At 60.4% G+C, this 21,770-nt stretch carries 17 protein-coding genes; 7 read left to right on the top strand and 10 right to left on the bottom strand.

Going from position 1 to position 21,770, the window contains the following annotated elements:
- Nucleotides 1-152: 152 nt before the first annotated feature.
- Both GNP00_RS09020 and GNP00_RS09015 read right to left on the bottom strand, forming a co-directional pair.
- Nucleotides 153-1,145 (bottom strand): substrate-binding domain-containing protein, encoded by a 993-nt coding sequence (locus tag GNP00_RS09020; protein WP_011581980.1) that lies wholly within the window; start codon nucleotides 1,143-1,145, stop codon nucleotides 153-155.
- Between the two features lie 127 nt (nucleotides 1,146-1,272).
- Entirely contained in the window at nucleotides 1,273-1,437 is a 165-nt protein-coding gene (locus GNP00_RS09015) for a hypothetical protein (RefSeq protein WP_157038095.1), read from the bottom strand.
- A gap of 141 nt (nucleotides 1,438-1,578) precedes the next feature.
- On the opposite strand from GNP00_RS09015, the gene GNP00_RS09010 reads away from it, so the two are divergent.
- From GNP00_RS09010 to GNP00_RS08985, 6 genes are all read left to right on the top strand, one after another.
- On the top strand, nucleotides 1,579-2,364 hold the full coding sequence (locus GNP00_RS09010; protein WP_011581979.1) for a VOC family protein: 786 nt from the start codon (nucleotides 1,579-1,581) through the stop codon (nucleotides 2,362-2,364).
- 133 nt (nucleotides 2,365-2,497) lie between these two features.
- On the top strand, nucleotides 2,498-4,264 hold the full coding sequence (locus tag GNP00_RS09005) for an ABC transporter permease (RefSeq protein ID WP_011581978.1): 1,767 nt from the start codon (nucleotides 2,498-2,500) through the stop codon (nucleotides 4,262-4,264).
- On the top strand, nucleotides 4,261-5,385 hold the full coding sequence (locus tag GNP00_RS09000) for an ABC transporter ATP-binding protein (protein ID WP_011581977.1): 1,125 nt from the start codon (nucleotides 4,261-4,263) through the stop codon (nucleotides 5,383-5,385). Before GNP00_RS09005 ends, GNP00_RS09000 begins: the two co-directional genes overlap by 4 nt.
- 66 nt (nucleotides 5,386-5,451) lie before the next feature.
- Nucleotides 5,452-6,504: a substrate-binding domain-containing protein gene (locus GNP00_RS08995; protein ID WP_011581976.1), complete on the top strand. Its 1,053-nt coding sequence runs from the start codon at nucleotides 5,452-5,454 to the stop codon at nucleotides 6,502-6,504.
- A gap of 69 nt (nucleotides 6,505-6,573) precedes the next feature.
- Nucleotides 6,574-8,088, top strand: a complete 1,515-nt coding sequence (locus tag GNP00_RS08990) for an MmgE/PrpD family protein (protein ID WP_166015942.1) — start codon at nucleotides 6,574-6,576, stop codon at nucleotides 8,086-8,088.
- A gap of 38 nt (nucleotides 8,089-8,126) precedes the next feature.
- Entirely contained in the window at nucleotides 8,127-9,443 is a 1,317-nt protein-coding gene (locus GNP00_RS08985; RefSeq protein ID WP_011581974.1) for a CapA family protein, read from the top strand.
- A gap of 67 nt (nucleotides 9,444-9,510) precedes the next feature.
- Here the strand turns inward: GNP00_RS08985 and GNP00_RS08980 are convergent, their stop codons facing one another.
- From GNP00_RS08980 to GNP00_RS08945, 8 genes are all read right to left on the bottom strand, one after another.
- Nucleotides 9,511-10,455 (bottom strand): 3-hydroxyacyl-CoA dehydrogenase, encoded by a 945-nt coding sequence (locus tag GNP00_RS08980; RefSeq protein ID WP_041545529.1) that lies wholly within the window; start codon nucleotides 10,453-10,455, stop codon nucleotides 9,511-9,513.
- The gene (locus GNP00_RS08975) at nucleotides 10,452-11,216 is read right to left on the bottom strand and encodes an SDR family NAD(P)-dependent oxidoreductase (RefSeq protein WP_011581972.1); all 765 of its coding nucleotides are present in this window, start codon (nucleotides 11,214-11,216) and stop codon (nucleotides 10,452-10,454) included. The genes GNP00_RS08980 and GNP00_RS08975 overlap by 4 nt, the downstream gene beginning before the upstream one ends.
- Entirely contained in the window at nucleotides 11,216-12,460 is a 1,245-nt protein-coding gene (locus GNP00_RS08970; RefSeq protein WP_011581971.1) for an iron-containing alcohol dehydrogenase, read from the bottom strand. Before GNP00_RS08970 ends, GNP00_RS08975 begins: the two co-directional genes overlap by 1 nt.
- Nucleotides 12,457-13,959: an NAD-dependent succinate-semialdehyde dehydrogenase gene (locus GNP00_RS08965; RefSeq protein ID WP_011581970.1), complete on the bottom strand. Its 1,503-nt coding sequence runs from the start codon at nucleotides 13,957-13,959 to the stop codon at nucleotides 12,457-12,459. The genes GNP00_RS08970 and GNP00_RS08965 overlap by 4 nt, the downstream gene beginning before the upstream one ends.
- Nucleotides 13,960-14,045: 86 nt before the next feature.
- Nucleotides 14,046-15,827: an ABC transporter ATP-binding protein gene (locus GNP00_RS08960; RefSeq protein ID WP_011581969.1), complete on the bottom strand. Its 1,782-nt coding sequence runs from the start codon at nucleotides 15,825-15,827 to the stop codon at nucleotides 14,046-14,048.
- Nucleotides 15,828-15,835: 8 nt separating this feature from the next.
- The gene (locus GNP00_RS08955) at nucleotides 15,836-16,708 is read right to left on the bottom strand and encodes an ABC transporter permease (protein WP_011581968.1); all 873 of its coding nucleotides are present in this window, start codon (nucleotides 16,706-16,708) and stop codon (nucleotides 15,836-15,838) included.
- Entirely contained in the window at nucleotides 16,705-17,625 is a 921-nt protein-coding gene (locus tag GNP00_RS08950; RefSeq protein ID WP_011581967.1) for an ABC transporter permease, read from the bottom strand. Before GNP00_RS08950 ends, GNP00_RS08955 begins: the two co-directional genes overlap by 4 nt.
- Before the next feature lie 72 nt (nucleotides 17,626-17,697).
- Nucleotides 17,698-19,272 carry an ABC transporter substrate-binding protein gene (locus tag GNP00_RS08945; protein ID WP_011581966.1) on the bottom strand — a complete coding sequence of 525 codons (1,575 nt, stop codon included), beginning with the start codon at nucleotides 19,270-19,272 and terminating at the stop codon, nucleotides 17,698-17,700.
- Between the two features lie 460 nt (nucleotides 19,273-19,732).
- On the opposite strand from GNP00_RS08945, the gene GNP00_RS08940 reads away from it, so the two are divergent.
- Complete coding sequence (locus GNP00_RS08940; RefSeq protein ID WP_011581965.1) at nucleotides 19,733-21,769, top strand: hydantoinase/oxoprolinase family protein; 2,037 nt, start codon at nucleotides 19,733-19,735, stop codon at nucleotides 21,767-21,769.
- Nucleotide 21,770: the final 1 nt, after the last annotated feature.

The raw sequence follows: 21,770 nt of genomic DNA, 5'->3' as shown, positions 1-21,770 counted from the left end.
ACATGGAGGGAAATTCTTCTATCCAACGATGCTGATCACTCATTAGACACTGCCAATTCGCTATTGGCTCCCCATGCTTCCTGCGTTCCGGTACGATGATCAACACCGAGAGGGCTGCTTTGGGGAGCAAAGAGTTACTGGCAAACTTCTTGTCATGCTGCGATCCTGGACCTTTCGAGCTCGAAAATCTCTTTCACATCAAGCAGTTTGCGGGTCACGCGCTGTTCCGCGCAATAGCGCAGGAAAGTCTTGAGCGGCAGCTGCAGCTCATCGAAGCCGTAAGGCCATATATCCATTCCGAAAATTGACTCAGATTCCTCAACAGCATGGGAAAGAAAGGGCACGGAAGCAAACGGATACAGCGTTTCCCGAATTTCTTCGATTACGATGTTCTTGGCGGCGGTGAAGGCTGCGACGAGCTTGTTGGGGAGGTCTGGATCGCGATCAATTTCGGTGCGCCGCAGAGCGATGACATGCAGCACCGGGAAAATCTTGGTCTCGCGGAAGTACTTTTTTTCCTCCGAAACGTAATCGGGAAAGAGGCGTATGATATCTCGTCGGCTGCGAAAAGCCTCAGGGCGCCTATAGGCCAGAAGCGCATCGATCTCGCCGGCCTGAAGCTTGTCGGACAACGTGTCCTCTGGTGTTGCAATCTCAACATCAAAGGCATCTAGAATATATTTGTTGGGCTTGTGCCAGGAAATGAAGGACTCGTCGACTTTCCCGACAATCCATTTGATCTTGGTCAGGTCAATGCCATACTGATCCTGCAGAAGACCTTTCTGCCAGATGGCGCTGGTCCCGTTGAAATCGGGAAGCCCTATTCTCGCTCCGTTGAGATCTTCCGGAGATTTGATCTTTCCACCTTTTCTCACATAGATCGTTTCGTGGCGAAAAGCCCGAGCGATGGGGATCGGGAGGCCGACATAGTTCCTATAGCCGCTTTCAAGATAGGCACTGAAAAAGCCGAGTCCGACCTCACAGAGCGCAAGCTGACTCCTCGAAAGATAGGAGAACTGATTGTGAATGGAATAATGCCGTGGGGAGCGAAAGGTATAGCCCTCCAACTCCACGCGTCCATCGAGAAGCGGCCTTATGCGGTCGAAGCCGAACGCGCCAATCGATAAGGCTTGCCGCTTTCTCACTGATATCTCCTACTTCAGAATTTCCCACCGTCGGCAGGCATGCGTGGACTCCCAATTAGATTAGACTACTGCCAGCCCTGGTTCCAATAAAGCGGTTCAAGCTGAAATGATTATTGCGCCAGACGAACTAGTCTTTCCAGCTTTCGACCGGGAGAAAAACCGCGTCAGCATCCGCAGTCAAAGATGGGGTGGTGTCGATAACGGCTCGTTGCTTGTGTAACTCGGCCAAGCCATGTTGTGCGGCGGTCACCTGAAGGATTTGGTTGGCTTTTTGAGACTGTCCAAGCGCCAATTGCCATTCCTTGGGCCTATCAGCATCATTCGATTAGTGCTTAATCAGCATCAGTTCGTTCCAGTTCCCAGCCTTAATGATCGCATCCTGGGCATGTTAACGTTCGTAATATGCCGTCTGGTACTTCATGGAAGGTGCTGAATGCTGATCGGTTTTGACCACCTGATACTGGCCGTCAATAATCTGGGACAGGTCGACGCAGATTTTCAGCGGGCCGGCTTTTCCATTACCCAACGCATGGACGCAGGTAAGGGCCCCTCCGAGAACAGGCTGATCGTCTTCGAGGACGGCTCCTATATCGAAATCCTTTTTCTTGCAGATCCGGAATACCGGAAGACGCATCGGCTGGCGCCTTTGCTGGCTGCGGGAGACGGGTGGGGCGATTATTCTCTGCACAGCGATGCGCTGGACAGCGACAAGGCACGGCTGGACGCGGCGGGCATTCCAAGTAACCGCCCGGCGGATTACACCAAATCACTGGCGGACGGACGGCCTTGGACAGTTGCTCTCCTTCAGGCGGGCCGAGGGACCGGCCGGGTCGAGCTGCCTTTTATCGCTGCAGATCTCACCCCGCGCAACATTCGCATTCCCGACGACAACATCCGTCATGCAAATACGGCCAAAGGCATCGTGGGCCTGTCGATCGTGACCGACGACCTTCCGGGGCTTGTCCCAGCCATGGATGCTATTTTCGGTACGGATGGAGCGGAGGCCCTCTCCGACTCCCCGGACATACGGCGTGGGCGGCGCTGGAATTTCAATGGCCGGTTCGTAGACATTGTCGAGCCTGTCGCGGGAAGTTCGGAGCTGAATGCGCATCTGCAGCAAAGGGGGCCGAGCATCTACGAGGTATTCGTGAAGGCATCCAGGCCCAGCGGCTTGCTCGATCTCGCCGCGACACACGGGGCGCGCATCAGACTTATTTAGGGATCGTATCCATAGCCGCGAGCGGCGATAAACGGAGGTTGAAAGGGGCTGACGCAAGGCCCGCTAATGTCCATGACCGAAGCGTCAGGCAACAATAAGCACAAGAGCAGAAGCTCAGCCAGAGGGTGAACATATGACCGGAATGTTCAGAGCATGGGGTACATCCGTGCCGCGTTCGACGAGCGGCTATCTATCCGCTCTGCTGTGGATCATCGCTGCCGTCGTCGTGGTATGGCCGGTCGTCGCGCTGGTCATCGGCACCTTGTGGGACAGCGCGGTTGGAATGGATCCGAACTGGGGGTTCGGAGCCTTCCAACGGGCCGTCAACTCGCCGCGGTTCTTTCCTGCATTGCTGACCACCGCCCTCTTCTGCATTCTGGTCGTGCCGAGCTCCGTCTTTCTGGCCCTCATCCTCGCAACCCTCAGCCAGTTCTCCAACGCAAGACTGCGCTGGCTCATTTCGCCGACATTGATCATCTCCTACACCATTCCGCCGCTCTTCTATTCGGTCGGCTACGCGCTCGTCGGCACCGGGCGCGCAGGCGCAGGCAATGATCTGCTCAGCTATCTTGCGGGAACGTCCTTCACGCCGCTGAATCTGACGAGCTTTGCGGGACTGATCTTCGTATCGATCCTGCGCGCCACCGCCTATGTCTATATTCTCCTGGTCGGCCCGCTTTCCACTGTCGGACAGAGCCAGGACGAAGCGGCGCGCATCGCAGGCGGCGGTTCGTGGGTCCGCTTGACCATGCTGGTCTCGACATTGAAGCCGAGCATCGCGGCGGCGACCGTGCTCGTCACCATCGGCACAGTGCAGGTATTCGACGCCGTCTACATTCTCGGCAGCAACGTCAACATCTATACTTTGTCGACGCTGACCTATGGCCTGCTCCAACAGCAGCAGGCCGATTTTCCTGCCGCGACGGCGATCGGAACCATGCTGCTGGCTTTGGTCGCGGTGCTGATCCTCTTGCAAAACTTTGCCACGAGGAGCGGCCGCTTCACGACGGTTGCCGTCAAGCCCGAAGCGCGGCTCCGCCTTTCGCTCGGGCCCTGGCGTCCCGTCTTCGAAATCTTCATCGTCCTCTATTTCGTCTTTTCGCTGCTGGTGCCCGTCTGCTCGCTGTTGGTGACCTCGGTCATTCCGTTCCCCGGCGTCTACAACAGCTTCACTTTCGCCAATTACACCCGCATCTGGAGCGATACCACCATCCTGCATGCGGCGATGACCACCTTCATTCTCGCCAATTCCGGGGCCGTGGCTGCTGTCGTCTTCGCGATGATGATGATCCGGCTCAGAGCGCGCCAGGCGAGAGAAAGCGGCCGGGTTCTGGTCGATGTGATTATGCTCGCACCGAAGGTCATGCACGGCATCGTCACAGCGCTCGCCTTTATCTGGGCGGTGACGATTTTTTCCGCCACTCGCGGCCTCTACGGGACGGGATTCCTGATGTTCCTGGCCCTGACGGTCAGCGTCGTGCCGGTCTCCTATCTGCTGATAAGCTCCGCCTATGCGCAGGTCGACAGTTCACTCGAACATGCCGCCAGAATTTCGGGCTCGCATCCTCTCCATGCGCAATTGCGCATTCAGGTCCCGCTGTTGGCGCCGACTCTCGCCAATGCCTGGTTCCTGAGCGCGGTGTTCATCGCCGGCTCTCTCGATATCCCGTTGGTCCTCGGCTCGGTCAATCTGCGGGTGATCGCGACGACCGTGTTCGAGCTTTACTCGCTGAGCGGCGATTATGGCGCCGCGGCAGCGCTGCTCGTCAGCATGCTGATTGTCTTCGCCATCACGGCCCTTCTCGTCCGCGGATTCGTTCTGCTCATCCGTGCAGACCTGCGTCCGTGGCGATCGGCCCGAACGCGACCGGCGCTCGCTCAAGGAGGTGTCACGGCATGAATGTTTCATCGATCTCCCGCTACGGCGAAGTCATCAACCCGGAGGTTTACGGTTTGCACGCGATTTCCGATCCACGGCAAGATGAAGGCGCGATCGTCGTAGAAGACCTGGTGAAAAGCTTTAACGGCGTCGAAATTCTCAAGGGTGTTTCGCTGTCGATCCGACCGGGAGATTTCGCGACCATTCTCGGCCCGTCCGGAAGCGGGAAGACGACCATCCTGCGTTGCCTTGCGGGTCTGGAGGATCCGGACCGCGGCCGGATCTACCTTAACGGAAAGCTGGTGTTCGATGCCGAGAAGGGCATCAACAGCCCCACCCATCGCCGGCGGTTGGGGATGATCTTCCAGAACTACGCGCTCTGGCCTCACATGACGGTGCTGCAGCACGTGCTGTTTCCGCTGAAACACCGCGGCGAAGGCAAGAACGTCGAAAAGGCCCGCGAGGCCTTGAAGCTGGTAGACCTCACTGAGCATGCCGACAAATTCCCGCATCAGCTCTCCGGAGGCCAGCAGCAGCGCGTCGCGGTCGCGCGGGCGATCGTGGCGGACCCGAAGGTGCTTCTCATGGACGAGCCGCTGTCCAATCTCGACGTCCAGTTGCGCCGCCAGCTTCGCGATGAGCTGAAGGCCGCCCATCTGCGCTGCGGGGCGACTTCGGTCTTCGTCACGCACGATCAGGCGGAGGCGTTTGCCCTCTCCGATTATCTTATCGTGATGCGCGACGGAAAGATCGAGCAGCAGGACATCGCATCGAACCTGCGGCTGCATCCACGCAATGTCTTCATCGCCGAGTTCCTGGGCTACGAGAACCTGATAAGCGGTCAGGACCTCCGGCGTATCTGCTCCGCCGTGGAAGGCACGGTTGAGCCTGGGGCACACTATGCCGTAGGCGCCACCGCGTTGCGGCCTTCCGACCCGAAGGATGGCGACTGCTTGCGGATCGATGGATGCGTCCTCGACTCGTCCAGCTATGACGGCCTGATCCATACGCACAGCTTCACCATCGGCGACACCCGCCTCGAAGTAAAAGCGCTCGAGGATTTCTACTCCGCGTCGCAGGCAGGGCCGATGTCCCTGTGGCTGAAGCGGTCCGACATCATTCGCATCGAAGCCAACAACTAGATCCGGCAAAGCGCCGGTAGCTACAGGTAGAAAATAAAATCAAAATTCTTGCCAGAGGAGAATGAAATGCAGATGAACCGAAGGGATATTCTAAAATCGACCGCGGGCATTGGTGCCGCGGCCATGATGGGCTTGACTCCGAGGGGGGCGAGTGCGCAGGGCGAAGTGCCATCTTGGCTGGACAAGCTTTACAAGACTGCAATCGCCAACAACGAAAAGACGGTCGTCTATTATCCGACCAGTCCGGGACAGGAACGTATCATCGAGAAGTTCCACCAGTTGTTTCCCGAAGTTCAGGTTCAATACAAATACACGATCGCATCCGAACTGACCGCGATCGTCGATGCCGAATTTGCGAGCGGCAACCGGACGATCGATGTACTTCAAGGTGGACCGACGCTGCAGCTCGGATTGCGCGCTTCGGACCGGCAGGGCAAATTTGAGGTGCCTGCCGACTCCGGTATTCCGTCAAGCGCGATCTTCTTCGATGGCCACATGTTCTCCAACGGCCGCCTGCTTTATGCCCTCGGCTACAATACGGCGCGCGTCAAGCCGGAAGAGATTCCCGACGATCTCAGCGAGTTGCTCGAGGGCGAGTGGCGGAGCCGGGTGGCCATGCAGAAGCCGGTCGGTGCCGGCGGTGGCGACAATGCCATGACCACATTACGAGTCGCAGGTTTCCTTCCGGATGAAATGATCCAGAAGCTCGTGGGACTCCCGACGGAGAACGGGCAGGTGGCGCTTTGCACTGCCGTTGCGCAGGGCAAATACGATGCGGCCCTTTGGACCAGCTCGACGTCGGTCCTCGCCGTTGCCAGCAAGGGCGCGCCGATCAAGCAGCACGTCTTGCCGAAGTATTCCGCGCTCCAGAACGACGTCATAAGCCTGCTCCGTGATCCGCCGCACCCGCATGCCGCGAACCTCTTCCTCGGCTATCTGCTTTCGGAGGTTGGCCAGGAGGAGGCGGGTACGTTCGGTCTCTACAGCATCTACGACTCCATGCCCGCTCCCGAGAGTTTCCCGGACATTTCTGGCATCCAGGTGCCGATGATCGAGTACGAGACTTATTTCGATCAAAGCAAAGCGATGCGCGAGATCACGATCAAATACTGGCCCTGATCCTGCATCCATCGCGGCGACAACAAGAACGCCGGGTTGGCCGGCGTTCTTTTGAGCACGAGCGCATTCATGGTAACGCACAATCTCGCACCGATAAGCCAGAGCGATCCCTCCGCGGGCAATGCGGCCAATTGGTCGCCTGGCGAGGCGGAACGGCGGATAGCCGTTCATTTCCATCAGACCCGCTACGAGGATATTCCGCCAGCGACGCTGGATTTTACGAAATGCCTCATGCTCGATACGATCGGCGCGGCAATCGCTGGCTTCCAGGCCGAGGGGGCGACCGCCGTCGCCGATCTGGTCACCTCCTGGGGCGGCACGCCGCAGGCGCGCATCATCGGACGCGGCGACATGGTCCCGGCTCATCAGGCGGCAATGGCGAATGCCACCATGGCTCGCGCTCTCGAAATCGACGATGTGCACGAGCAGGGAATGCTTCATCCGACCGCGTCCATCGTCCCCTTGGCACTTGCGGTCTCCGAAGCGGCCGGCGGCATTACCGGCCGGCAATTCGCTGAGGCGGTGGTGCTCGGCATCGATCTGGCGATCCGCATCGGCACCGCTCCCCGCGCGGAAGTGGCTGGCGGGCGCACGCAACCAAGGACCCAATCCCACACCTATCATATCGGCATGCTGGCTGGTGCCATGGTCGCCGGAAAGATAATGGACCTGCCTTCGGGGGGACTTCAGAACGCGATGGGGATCGCCTACAGCCAATGTGCCGGAAATCTGCAAGCGGTCGCTGAGGGAGCCCTGAAGGTCCGCGTTCAGCAAGGGCTTTCGGCCTCCGCCGCCATCGTCTCTGCGGAATTGGCCCGGCTCGGCGTGACTGGCGCCATGCAGTCGCTGACCGGTGTTTCGGGTTACTATAATGCCCTTCACGGCGGCCGTTGCGACCGCGCAGTCCTAATCGGGGACCTCGGCCGACGCTATGCGAACGAGGAAGTCAGCATAAAACCCTACCCATGCTGCAAACACATCCACACGGCCGCGGCCGCTGCCGAAAACCTCGTGCGAGAGCAGGGGATCCGGGCCGATGATATCGAACGTGTCGTCATCCACGTCAAAAACCAGGAATATTATGACTTGGTCTGCCGCCCGGAGGGGCGCGAAGAACGCCGCGCATCGATGTTCGGCGAGCGCGGCATGGTGCATGCTCAGATGAGCCTTCCTTTTGTCGTTGCGGTTGCGCTTTGCGATGGCAAAGTCAGCCTCGACCGGTTCGAGGCGGCCGGGCGGACCAGCGACGATGTGCTGTCGATGATGGGGCGGATCGAAACGGTCATGGATGGCGGGCCTGACGACAACGTGCTTCCCACTCCGGGTATTGTCGACGTCTATCTTGCCGGCGCGTCCACTCCGCTGACTTCCGAGGTCCGTTACGTCAAGGGGCATCCGATGAACCGCATGAGCTTTGACGACGTCGCCGGCAAGTTCATGGATATGACGGACTTTTCCGGCGCATGGTTCTCGCGCGACCGCCGCCGGCGGATCATCGAAATGATCCATGCGATCGAAACGCTGCCTGACATGAGCGACCTTGCCGCCTTGCTGGTTGCCGATACCTCCCCCGCCAATTCTTGAGCAATGGGCCGTGCCGCCCAAAAAAATGGAAATACAAGATGATCTACGATGCTGAATCGAGAAATATGACGTTCTCGCTTGCGGGCGATGTAATCCTCAACAGGGCGATCAGCCACTATAAGGAGCCGGCCTTTCTGAAGCTTATCGAGCTTTTGCGCAGCACGGACGCGACGCTCGGCAATCTTGAAAGTCTCTATCACAATTGGGAAATGCCCTACGGCAGCAACTATGTCGGCGCCTATCAGGTCGGCGCTCCGGAAATGCTCGAGGAAATCAAGTGGATGGGCTTCAGCGGCATGAGCGCCGCCATGAACCACGCTTTTGATTGCGGCGAGGCGGGCCTGATGGCGACCTTGGAAAATTGCCGTGCCAGAGGCCTGAAAACCTGTGGCGTTGGCCGCTCCCTGGGTGAAGCGCGCGCTCCCGTCTATGTCGAAACCCCCAAGGGACGCGTTGCCCTTATGTCCGCGAGCACGCTGTTCGGGCTTCCACCGGTCGCCCATGCCGGGCCCGGGCGCCACGACATGCCCGGCAAGCCCGGCGTGGCCATCCTGCGGCACAAGACGCTGCACACCGTTCCAGAAGCGGAATTCCAGAGCCTCGCCAATGTCCATGAGGGCCTTGGCATGCGGTCTCCGATCGATACGGAGGAACTGGTGATCGCGGAACAGCGATACCGCAAGGGAAGGGAATACAAGATCGAGACGAGTTGTGAGCAGGAGGATCTCCAGGATATCCTGCGATATATCCGTGGCGCCAGGAAAACGTCGGATTTCGTAGCCTTTTCGTTGCATTGCCACGAGAATGGGACGACAGGCCGCTATTTCAACGCCGTCCATCGCGCATCCTGCCCGGATTTTCTGATTGAGTTCTGCCATGACGCGATCGATGCGGGGTGCGACCTGATCTTCGTGCATGGCCCGCACGTGCTGCGCGGTATTGAGATCTACAAGGGCAAGCCGATCTTCTACAGCCTCGGGAACTTCGTCTTCAACGTCGAATCCCTTGAAAGAATTCCCGAGCCAGCCTACCGCCGCATGGGCTTCGATCATACGGCGACGGCGGGAGACTGGACCCAGCGGTTCGCCGACGACAGCATCTGGGCATGGTCGAAGGAGCCGGCGTGCTATCAGACGGTTCTGCCGATCTGTGATTTCCGGGGCGGAGAGCTCGCGGAGGTCGTCCTCTATCCCGTCGATCTCGGCTACGGCACGCCGACCAGCCAGCGCGGCCGTCCTGTCCTGGCGGGATCGGACGTCAGCGACGAAATCTTCGAATTCATAAAAGATGTTTCGCAGCCCTTCGGCACGCGGTTTGAAAAGATTGAGGATTGCAAGTTCCGCATCGTCTTGTAAGGCGGATTTCCTGGCATCCAAACGTAAAAGCCGCTGCCGGCGTCGTCGGTAGCGGCAATGCGATTTCTCAGCGATTGAGGTCGCGGGCCAGCTTAGCCTTCAGCAACTGCTCGTCGCGCCAGCGCACCCGCGCTTCCCACTGGTCGAGTGGCATGATTTCGCGCCGCTGTCGCGTTACTTCGTCCACGAGATCCGGTGTCCAGGGATCGTTCTGGCCGCGTTCGGCGCCCATTCTCGCATAGGCAGGTCCCATTTTCTCCGCATGCGAAGCGATCCCTCCTCGCGTGTTCAAGTCGGCCGTTTCGAACGGACCGATGACGGACCAGCGGCGCCCGAGGCCGCTGCGCATCACCTCGTCGATATCGTCCACCGAGGCGATCCCATCGCGCACGAGGCAGTAGGCTTCGCGCAGCACGGCCCCTTGCAGGCGATTGAAGATGAATCCTTCGACCTCCCGTCGGACCAGCACGGGTTTGAGGTGCGAGTTCCGGTAGATTTCGAAGGCACGGTCGATGATCGCCTGCGCCGTTTCGGGCGAGGGGACGACCTCGATGACCGGGATGAGATAAGGAGGATTGCCGGGATGCCCGACGAGGACTCGCCTTCTGATTTCGATATCGGGTGCGATCAGGCTGGCGATCAATGCGGAGCTGGAACTGGCGAGCACCACGTGGTCCGGTGTCAGATCTGCCAGCCACCTAAAGAGGTCGACTTTCAGGTCTATGTTTTCCGGCGCGCATTCTTGCACGAGATCGGCCCCGTCAAGGGCTTCGGCCAGATTCCGATGCCATGAAATGCGGCTGGAGATTTCGTCCGGCGGTTCACTCAGCGCGCTGGCCTTCGCAAGCATTTCAAGCCGCGAACGGAGCTCGTTGGCGGCACGGTCGAAGGCGTCCGGCAGCGCATCCCATATCCGGACGCTGGCGCCCCGGCTTGCGAAGAGGACGGCGAAGGCAACGCCGATCGAGCCGGCGCCGACGATGCTGATGCTCGCATGCGGATGGGAGGTCATGCGCCCGCCCATCCGCCATCGACGATGAGAAGCTGGCCGGTGACATATTCCGCCGCTTCCGAGGCAAGGAAGACGGTGGGCGGTCCGAGCTGTTCGGGCGTGCCGAACTCGCCCATGGGAATGCGGTCGAGAAGCCGCTGGCGCTTTGCCGGATCCTTGAACAGGGCGGCTGTCATCGCCGTTTCCACATAGCCCGGCGATACGCCGTTAAAGCGTATGCCTTTGCTGGACCACTCGCGGCTGAGCGCCCTCACGACACCCATCAAGCCGGACTTCGCCGCATTGTATGCGACGAGATCCGGAAGTCCCAGGATCGAGGTGAGCGAGCAGACGAACACGTGGCTGCCTTTTCTGCCGTGCGCGAGCTGCCGACGGCCGATCTCCTGGCTGAGCAGGAACGGAGCGGTGAGGTTAACCCCGATGACATGGTCCCAGGCGGCTTTCGGGAAGGTTACGGCCGGCTCGCGATGTTGCGCACCTGCGCTGTGCACGACGATATCCAGCGGACCGCGTTCTTCGGCAGCGTCCACCAGTTCCGTGAGCCGTTCCGCCTGCGACAGGTCGCCTTGGACGATTTCGGCGCTTCCGCCGGCATCTGTGATCCGCTTCTGCGTCTCTTCGAGCTGCTCGCGGGAACGGCTGGTGAGAACGATATCCGCCCCGGCATCCGATAGGGCCACGGCGATGGCCTGACCGATCCCTCGCCCGGCGCCGGTGACCAGCGCGCGACGGCCCTGAAGTGAAAATGGATTGTTCTTCATCAGATTTCCCACCAGCTCAGATCGGCCTCATAGCCCTTGGAGAGGATGCCGATGATATTTTCATGAGTAAGTTCGCGAGGATTGTTGGCCGTCAGCCGTGTCGCTTTCATCGCCTGTTCGGCGACGAAGTCGAAATCCTTCGGCAGCAGGCCGAGCGCGCGCAGGTTCGTGGGTGCTCCCGCGCGCTCGAGGATGGCTTCCACACGCCGGATACCCGCACGCGCCTGTTCCATCGGCGGGCCATTGCCGTCGGCGACGCCGAAGATCCTGCCAATCTCTGCAAATTCCTCGACCCGTTCGGGAAGGTTGAAGCGCATCACGTAGGGCAGGAGCGCGGCGACCCCGAAGCCATGAGGCGTGTGCGTCAAGGCTCCGATAGGAGACTGGAGCGCATGGGCGCCCGCTGTCCCGGTCGTGTTGATGGCCATGCCGGCGCAATAGGCGGCCATCATCATGTCCGACCGCGCCGCGAGATCTGACGGATTGGTTACGACCTTTTCCAGTCCGCCGTTGAGCAATTGGAGGCCATGCCTCGCGAATACGTCCGTCAGCAGGTTCTTTCCGACATAGAGATGCTTGGCGATCTGCTCCGCGGTCGGATTCTTGACGCGAGCCGTGAACGCCTCGATGAGGTGCGACAGCGCGTCGGCACCGGTCGCCGCGGTCAGTGCAGGCGGGCAGGTGAGGGTCAATTCGGGATCGATGACCGCCGCATACGGTTCGAGATGTGGGCTGGCGACGCCGACCTTCATCTGGTTCTCGTCGTCATAGACGACGGAGATGCAGGTGACTTCCGCGCCCGTGCCACCGGTCGTCGGCACCGTAATGACTGGCAGGCCCGGACCCGGAACCAAGAATTCGCCGAAATATTCACGGATATCTCCGCCGTTGGCGAGCACGACGGCCGCCACCTTGGCGGCATCGAGGCAGCTTCCGCCTCCGATGCCGAGCACGCAGTCGATATTCTCGCTCCCGAAGCGTTGTACGATTTCCACTATGTTGGAGCGCGGCAGATCGGGCTCCACCTTCGCAAAGATGTGGATCTGGACGCCGCGTTCCGCGACGGCCGACATGATCGCCTTGAACTCCGCGGTTTGCGCCATGCGCGCATCCGTGGCGACGAGCAGGTTGCGCGCAATCGGCGCAATAATATGCGGCAATTGGCTCCGCTGCCCCGGCCCGAAAAGCGTGGTTTTCGGCTGACGCAGGAGGCCTAGCCCAAGATCGCTCTTATGATTGCTCATTGGCTGATCCCCGCAGCTTCGTTGACGGTCAATGCCAGATACTGCGGCTCCAGGAACTCGTAGATGCCGTCATGACCGGCCTCACGCCCGAGGCCGGACGATTTGATTCCGCCAAACGGCGCGGCGGGGTCCGCCATGATGCCGCGGTTGATGCCGACCATGCCGAAGTCCAGCTTTTCGGAAACGGCGATGGCCCTGTCGACATTGCGTGTGAACACATAGGCGGCCAGACCGTAAATCGTGTCGTTGGCGAAGCGGATCGCTTCTGCGACGGAATCGACGCTGTAGATGACCGCTATCGGAGCGAAGAGCTCTTCGTTCCGGCAGGCGGGCGCGCTGCCTTTGATACGCATGACCGTCGGTTCATAGAAATTGCCGGTGACACCTTTGCGCTTGCCGCCGGTGAGCAGTTCCGCGCCTGCGTCTTTCAGCATGGCCACCATGCGGTCCACGCGCTCCAATTGCGGCGAGGAGATTATCGGTCCGACGTCGGTGCCGGGTTCGAAGCCGTCGCCCACCCTCAGCTTGCGTGTCTCGTCGACGAATTTCTGGGTGAATTCGTCCACGACGGCAGCGTGGCAGATGATGCGGTTGGCGGCGACGCAGGCTTGGCCCGCATTCCGGAATTTGCAGATGATCGCCTGGCGTACGGCAAGGTCTATGTCGGCATCCTCAAGGACGACGAAGGGGCCATCGCCGCCCAATTCCATCGAGGCGTTGACGATATTCTGTGCCGCACCGCTCAGAAGTCTGCTTCCGACCTCCGTCGAACCAGTGAAGCTGACCTTGCGCAGGCGCGGATCGGCGAGAAGTGCCTCGGAAATCGAGGCTGAACTGGTCGTGTGGATCAAGTTGACCGTGCCGGCGGGGAAGCCCGCCTCCAGAAGCGTTTGGGCAAACAGGGCTGCGGTGAGCGGCGTTTCGCGGGCGGATTTGACGATGGTCGTGCAGCCGGCCGCAAGCGCGGCTCCGCCCTTTCGGGCGATCATCAAAAGCGGGAAATTCCAGGGCGTCACCAGGAAGCACGGACCGACCGGCCGGTGCGTCGCGATGATGCGGTACCCGCCCGGCGACCCGGACGCGAAAGTGCCGTGCAGGTGAGCGATTTGCTCGGCGTACCAGAGGAAGAAATCGGCGGAAAGGGCGAATTCCGCCTTCGCCTCGGCAAGCGGCTTGCCGCTTTCCAGCGTCATGACCTCTGCAAATGCAGTTGCCCGTTCCAGCATTAACCGGTGAGCTCTGTGGAAGAGATTGGCACGCTGGCGGGGCGCCCATGCCGCCCATGCCTCCTGGCTGGCGGTGGCTGCTTCCAAGGCGCGAAGCGCGTCTTCCGCAGTGCCATCGGACACGCGGGCGATCTCTTCGTTCGTCGCGGGATTCGTGACCGTAAAGCTTTTATCCCTTTCAATCCACTCGCCGGCTATCAGCAAGGCGGTGGGCACCGTGTGCCCACGAAGGCTTTGCTGCCTGTCAGCCTTCCACGTATGGGCTGTCTGCATTGTTTCCTCCATTGCTAAACCGGACTGTGCATAGTCGCGGTCGAGTTGATTGAATTTCCGACGGCGGCCTTCCCGGCGGGGAAGCCTCACGCCATCTCCCATTGCTGGACGACATGACCGGGTGAGACGGTGATCATCCGCCGCACGGGCGGGATAAAATCCTTGGTGCGGATAGGGCTGTGGATCTCATCGACGGTCAGGCTGCGCCGCATGCGCCGTTCGGGATCGGGGACCGGGACAGCCTGAAGAAGACGTCGCGTGTAGGGGTGCTGCGGGTTCTCGAACACGTTCCGGCGCGAACCCATTTCGACGATTTCTCCGAGATACATGACCGCGACGCGATGGCTCAGTCGTTCGACGACCGCCATGTCGTGCGAAATGAAAAGGTAGGAGAGGTCCAACTCCTGCTGGAGTTCGAGCATGAGGTCTATGATCTGCGCCTTGATCGAAACGTCGAGTGCGGAGACCGCCTCGTCGGCAATGAGGAGCGCCGGCTTTACCGAAAGGGCCCGCGCTATGCAGATGCGTTGCCGCTGGCCGCCGGAGAATTCATGCGGGAAGCGTTTGAGCATGTCCGGCGAGAGGCGCACGAGGCGCATCAGTTCCGCAGCCTGCTCCAGCGCGTCGCGCTCGGACACCCCGCGAATGCGCAGTGGCTCGGTCAGGGCGCGACCGATCCGCAGCCGTGGGTCGAGGCTGGCATAGGGGTCCTGAAAAATCATCTGCACGCGCTGCCGCCGCTCTTCGATCGTTCGGCAGAGCGAACCTTCTTTCTCGCCCGCGACACGGATTTCACCGCGTAAGCAGTTGGCGAGCCCGACTAGCGTGCGGCCGATGGTTGATTTGCCCGAGCCGGATTCGCCCACCAGGGCCAGGGTCTCGCCACGCCCGATCGAGAAGGAGACGTTTTCAACGGCGTGGACGCGCGCGGACACCCGCTCGAAGAGGCCGGATCTTACGTCGAAACGGATCGTCAGCCCCTTTACGTCAAGGAGGGGAGCGTCATGCGCCGGACGCGGCGATGGCGGTACCTTGAATGTGCTGGCTTTGAACGCCTCCGGCGCATCTTTGCCTGCCATCGAACCGACGACCGGCACGGCTTCCAGAAGCGTGCGCGTATAGGAAGCGGCAGGCGCCCGGAAGAGTTGCCGAACCTCTGCTTCTTCCACGAGGCTTCCGTTTTGCATGACCATCACCCGGTCGGCAATCTCGGCCACCACCCCCATGTCGTGCGTGATGAACAGGACCGACATATCCTCTTCCTCGCGCAGGTCTCGAAGCAGTTCGAGGATCTGAGCCTGAATGGTGACGTCCAGTGCCGTCGTCGGTTCGTCCGCGATGATCAGTTCGGGCTTGCAGGCCAGCGCCATGGCGATCATGACGCGTTGGCGCATGCCCCCGGAAAACTGGTGCGGTATCTCGCCATAGCGCTTCGCGGCGGAGGGGATGCGCACCTTGTCGAGCATGTCGAGAGCCAAAGCTTTAGCTTCCGCCAGGGAAACGTTACGGTGAAGCATGATCGCCTCTCTGATCTGCTCTCCGACGGGCATTAGTGGGTTCAGGCTCGTCATCGGTTCCTGAAAGATCATTGCGACCCGGTTGCCGCGAATGCCGCGCATTTCCGCTTCCGAACGATCGAGCAGTTCGTCGCCGCCGAGCTTGATCGAGCCTTCAACCCGCGATGTACGGGGCGGAAGAAGACGCATGACGGAAAGCGCCGTCACGCTCTTGCCGGAGCCGGATTCGCCGACGACGGCCAGCGTCTCCCCCCGTTTCACCTGGAAATCGATACCGTGGACGACAGGCGTCCAGTTTCCCGATCGCAGGAAGGATGTCGTCAGTCCTTTGACTTCCAATATGTTCGTCATCGCGGACCTCAGGTATTGCGCAGCTTGGGATCGAACCAGTCGCGAATGCCGTCGCCGAGCAGGTTGAAGCCGATGCTGGTGATGAAGAGGGCGATGCCGGGCAGGATGAGCAATTCCGGCGTCTGCCAGGAAAATTGCCGCGCGTCGGCGATCATCAGACCCCATTCGGGTGAGGGCGGTTGCACGCCGAGTCCGAAGAAGTTGAGTGCCGCCCCTGTCAGGATATTCGATCCGATGCGCAAGGTCGCCACCGCCATGATGGCCGTGGCGATGTTGGGTAGGATGTGAATGAAGACCGCCCTGGTCTTCGATGCGCCGAGAATGATGGCCGCGTTGAAGTAATCGTGCCCGATGACCTGCCTTGTCATCGTGTAGCTCACCCGCGCGAAAATCGGCAGGCTATAAATACCCAGCGCAATAATCAGCGGGCCAAGTCCGCGACCGAAGATGGCGGCGAAGATCACGGCCTGAACGATGCCCGGCAGAGCGAGCAGGGCATCGACGAAGCGCATGACGAGCGTTTCCGCGATTCCTCCGCGCAATGCGGCCACGATTCCCGCGGTTGCGCCGAGGACAAGGCCGAGCGACATGCTGCCGAAGCCAATCAGCAGAGACGTGCGGCCACCCACCATCATGCGGGCCAGGGTGTCGCGGCCCTGATCGTCGGTGCCGAGCGGGTGGGCGGAGCTGAACGCCAGGAAGGAGTCGATGAGGTTCTGTGCATTGGGGTCCACGGTCCAGACGAGAGGGCCGATGAAGACGAAAACGAGCACGATCAGGACGAGGATCGCGCCGACAGTGCCGGAGATGGACTTGCCGAAAGGACCGACAATACGAGACCAGGTGCTCCCTGCGGTTGGATGGGTCGCTGCATCGGTCATTTCTTGCGCAGCCTCGGGTCGATGAGCATGTTGAGGAGATCGGCGAGGAGATTGAAGGTGACCATGGCGACGCCGAAGACGAGGATAAGCGCCTGGATCATCGGATAATCGCGCGCCTGTACCGCCCGTATGAGTAGTCGCCCGACGCCGGGCCAATTGAATATCGTTTCCGTTACGATCGAGCCGGCTAGCACCAGGCCGGTCTGCAATCCGACGACGGTCACGGTCGGGGCGGCGGCATTGACCAGCACGTGCCGCAGCAGAATGCGATAGGGGTGGACGCCCTTGGCCCGGGCCGTGCGCACGTAATCCGCGGTTAGCACCTCGACCACGCTCGCCCGTGTCATACGGGTGATCAATCCAACCTGCGTTGCCGCAAGCACGACGGTCGGAAGGATGTAATTGCGCAGGTCGCCGGTGCCGCCGGAGGGCAGGAGCCGCAGGTTGACTGAAAAGACTTCGATCAGGATCAGCGCCAGCCAGAACGCGGGCAGGGACGTCGATGCCACGGCGATCGAGGTAAGCGATATGTCCGGAAGCCGGTTTCTCTTCACCGCTGCCACGACGCCGGCCGGCACGGCAAAGGCTATGGCGAGCAGCATGGCGGCAGTGACCAGGGAGAACGACCAGGCGAGGGCGGTGAGGATTTCTGCCCCGACTGGCTGACCCGTCTGGATAGACCTGCCGAAATCCCCCTGGGCGACGTTCCTGACGAAGATCAGGAACTGTTCCATCACCGAACGATCGAGACCGAGGCTTTCGCGCAGCGTCTGCACGTCATAATCCGAGGCGCCGGCGCCGCCGAGCAGACGGGCGGGATCGCCGGGCATGATCCGGATCATGAAGAAGACGAAGGTGAACAGCAGAAAAAGGCTGATCACACTATGGGCGAGGGTTTTTAGAACCTGGGTCAGCATAGCTCGACGGTGATGCCATTATACGGGTGTCGAGGAGGGCCGGATGCTCTTCCGGCCCGTTGATGTCACGTGTCAGTTCGCACCGAGTTCGACTTCCCAGAGGAGGTGGTTCTCACCCGCATCCAGTTTGAGATTCTTGACGGTGGAATTGAAGCCCGCGAGCAGGGACGGAACGACCAGGAAGATGGCGGGTGCATCCTCGTAGACCATCTTCGTCGCCTCGGCGATCAATCTGGCGCGTTCAGCCGCATCGAAGGTATTGTCGATCTTGCCGCACGCCTCTCCCACTTTCGGGTTCTCGTAGCCTCCGAAATTCTGAGGCCGTCCCTCTCCATACACCGTGCAAAGGAATGCGGCGCCGTCCATCTGGCCGAAGCCCCAACTCATATGAACGAAGCGGGTACCACGCCCATCCGGCGCCATGGCGGCGGGATAAAAGGTTGCAAACTCATCGATCTGCAAAGTGGTCGGAATGCCGATCTGGTTCAGATAGGCGGCCGTGACCTGCGCGAGACGGGCATCGTTGGGCACACGTCCTCGTCCCGACATGAAGACCAGTGTCGGAAAGGGTTTCCCGTCCTTTTCGAGCACCCCGTTCGCATTCTTCGTCCAGCCCGCCTCCTTGAGGAGGGCGGCAGCCTTGTCGACATCATAGGTATAGATCGGCAGCTTCTCATATCCTGCCACGCCGGGCTGGATGGCCGATAAGGCCGGCTCCGCCACGCCGCCGAAGACGGATTTGACGATCTGGTCGCGGTCGATCGCGTGGTTCAGGGCCCGCCTTACGCGAATATCCTGCAAGGCGTCCACCTTCATCGGCAGATGCACGATGAATTCGCGAATGGAAGCGATCGCTTCGGTGCGAAGGTCTTGCGAGCCCTCCACGCGACCCCGGCTTTCGGCTCCGACGTAAAAATTGGCATCGGCCTCACCGGCAAGGAAGGCGGCCATTCGCGCCTGTTCGTCGGGCCGGCTGATGAAGACCAGCTTTTCGGCATTGCCTGTCTTTCCCCAATAGTTGTCGAACTTCTCGACTTCCAGTTCGTCCGGCAAGGTAAACCGGGCAATCCGGTAGGGCCCGGTTCCCGCAGGAGAGGCGTTGGGATCGTCGAGCAGACCGGCGGCAATGGATTTCGGGCTGACAATGCTGCTGACGGCATGGCCGATCGCCATGGGGAAGCCGCTGAATGGCCGGTTCGTGGTAAAGCGGACGGTGAGGTCGTCGATCGCTTCCACTTCGGTGATCATGTTGATGTTGGAACGGGCCTGAATCGGGACCTTAGGATCGAGCAGTCTTTTCCAGTTGGCCGCCACCGCCGCTGCGTTGAACGGCTCTCCGTCATGAAATACGACGTCGGGCTTGAGTTTCACGATCCATTGCAGGCCCTCCGAATTCGGATCGATTTCCCAGCTCTGCGCCAGCATCGGTGCAACCGAACCGTCCGACTGCACGAAAGTCAGCGTTTGGAAAACTGTCCGGAGGGCATCGCCGGCGAGTCCGGCGATGCTCTTCTGCGGATCCAGTGTCTGGATCGGCAGGGAAATTACCGCCCGGAACGTCTTGGCCTCTTGTGCGAAAGCGGCGGGAGCCGCCAGCAAAGCCGTCGCCAGCAAAAGAGCGCTCAGCCGCTGTCTGGAAAATGCCATTGCCTTCCCCTTTGTCTTATTCTCGATCGAAGCAGGAGGAAGCGGCTTAGTGTTCTTTATTAGGAGCTGCTTTCTCCGCGGTTGCCAGAGTTCATGAGGGACGCCGCAGCATCAATCCATCTTGCTGGCCTACACTATTGCACTTCAGGCAGTAATTAGACGCTTTGATATCGGAGGTTGCCAAAAGCCTCGTGCTTCTTGCGTGTTACTCCGCAATGCGAAGGCTTGGGAACACTGCCGTCTCGGGCCCGCTCCCGAGCTTTTTTTCCCGCCGAAATAAAGTAGTTGGCGTGCCGAAGAAGAAAGTTGGCTCCGTTTATTCGTGAACTGGAAGCATCAATCTTTTGCCTGCCGGACGAATGATCCCTGAAAAAAGGTTGGCTAACGTAAGGCCTGCTTCTTGAAGGTCTGTCGGATCCCTCCGGCTGTCCGTCCTCTCGAATAGTTCAGGATTCTCCGGATGCTCAGAATTGGAATTGATATTGGTGGAACGTTCACGGACTTTGCAATTTGGGACGGCCATGCTTCCGGTTATACCGGCGTCGAAATATTCAAAGTCCCTTCCACGCCGGGCAACTTCCACCTCGGTGTCATCGAAGGGCTGAAGCTGCTGCTCGAACGCGGCCGCATCACGGCCGACCAATCCATCATGATCGTTCACGGCACGACGGTCAGCACCAATGCCGTCATCGAACGGAGCAGCCCGCCCGTTGCGCTGCTCGTCACCAGCGGGTTCCGGGATATTCTCGGCATGGGCCGCCTGAGGATGAACGATCCGATCAACCTGTTCGACCGGCGCGCAGAACCGCTCATCCCGCGCAACATGGTCTTCGAGATCGAAGAACGCATGCTGCAGACCGGCGAGGTGGATATCGAGCTCAATCCCGTACAGCTGATCCGCTCAGCGCGGGCCGCACTGGAGGCCGGAGCGCGGGCGCTGGCCGTCTGCTTCCTGCACTCCTACCGCAACCCGGCGCACGAGCTGGCCGCCCGCGATATTCTCGTGAAGAAATTCGAAGACGTCGAGGTAACCCTCTCGCACGAAATATGGTCCCAGCCTTCTGAATACGAACGGGCCAGCGCCGCGGTTCTGAATGCCTATGCCAGTCTTTCGATGAAAGGTTATCTGGCCGAACTGGAAGGCTTTCTTCGGCAAAATCTGAAGAATGCGCGTCTGTTCATTTCCAAATCGAACGGCGGCGTGATGGCCTCCAACGAAGCGGGGAGGATGCCGATCCACACGCTGCTGTCCGGACCGGCGGCCGGCGTCACCGCAGCATGCGCCCTCGGCAACCTGATCGAGGAACCGCAGCTGCTGACCATGGACATGGGCGGTACGAGCACGGACATCTCCGTCGTCAACAAGGGACAGGCCGTCACGTCCCTTCAGGGCAAGGTGGGCGATTTCCCGCTGATGATGCCGGTGACCGCGGTCGAAGCCATCGGCGCCGGTGGCGGATCTATCGCCTGGGTCGACGGGAAGGTACTGCATGTCGGTCCCCGTTCAGCCGGTGCATTTCCCGGGCCAGCCTGTTACGGGCTCGGCGGCACCCAGCCGACGATTTCCGACGCCTACCTGCTCTGCGGCTATCTTTCGCCCGAACGCCCGCTCGCAGGCCGCCTCAGCTTGAGCGTCGATCTTGCCGCCAAGGCCATGCAACCGATCGCGGATGCGCTCGGCATGGATGTGGTCGCTGCCGCCGAAGCCTGCATCACGGTTGCGACCGCCAATATGCTCGCCAGCGCCTTGCCCTTCATTTCACGTCTCGGGGTTCCCCCGTCCGAACTTACACTGATGTCGTTCGGGGGCGCCGGTGCCATCCATGGCGCGCTGCTCGCAGATGAGATCGACATCGGCCGGGTGGTCCTGCCGCGCATGTCGTCGGTCTTCTGCGCCTATGGATGCCTCGTCTCCGATCTTCTCTTCGACGTCGTGGAAAGCGTGCAGGGACGTGCGCTCGACAATGAAGTGGTCTTCCAGGTCTACAAAGGGTTGGAAAAGGACGCCCGGGCCTGGCTCGACGAGCAGGTCGGCGGAAACTTCCTTCCGACCGTCACCCTCACTTACATAGCCGATGTCCGCTACAAGGGGCAGGCTTTCGACGTGGCGACGGAATTCAGCCTTGAAGGCGATCCGCTTGCTGCGATCAATGCGGCTTTCCATGTCGAGCACGAGCGGCTCTACGGCCACTCCAGTCCGCAGCTTCCGATCGAGATCCTGACGCTGCGTCTGCAGATCCGCGGCGCGCTGGAACGCCCGCGCGGCGCGCCTCTGCCGCTTTCGCCTGCGAAGATCGAGCCGAAGACCCGACGGAAGATCCGGTATGGCGGAAAGAGCTACGACGCGGCCATTTTCGACAAGGCGGCGATGCCGATCGGTTTCCGCACCTCCGGCCCGGCCATCATCGAGCAGGAAACCATCACCGTTCTCGTTCCTCCCGCGTTCGACGTGACGATCGGTCGATACGACGACGTCATTCTTGAAAGAAGGGCATAAC

This window comes from Chelativorans multitrophicus (assembly GCF_011317445.1).
GTDB lineage: Bacteria > Pseudomonadota > Alphaproteobacteria > Rhizobiales > Rhizobiaceae > Chelativorans > Chelativorans multitrophicus.
Note: the sequence above shows the minus strand (reverse complement) of the source record. Positions and strands in the feature narration are given on the sequence as shown.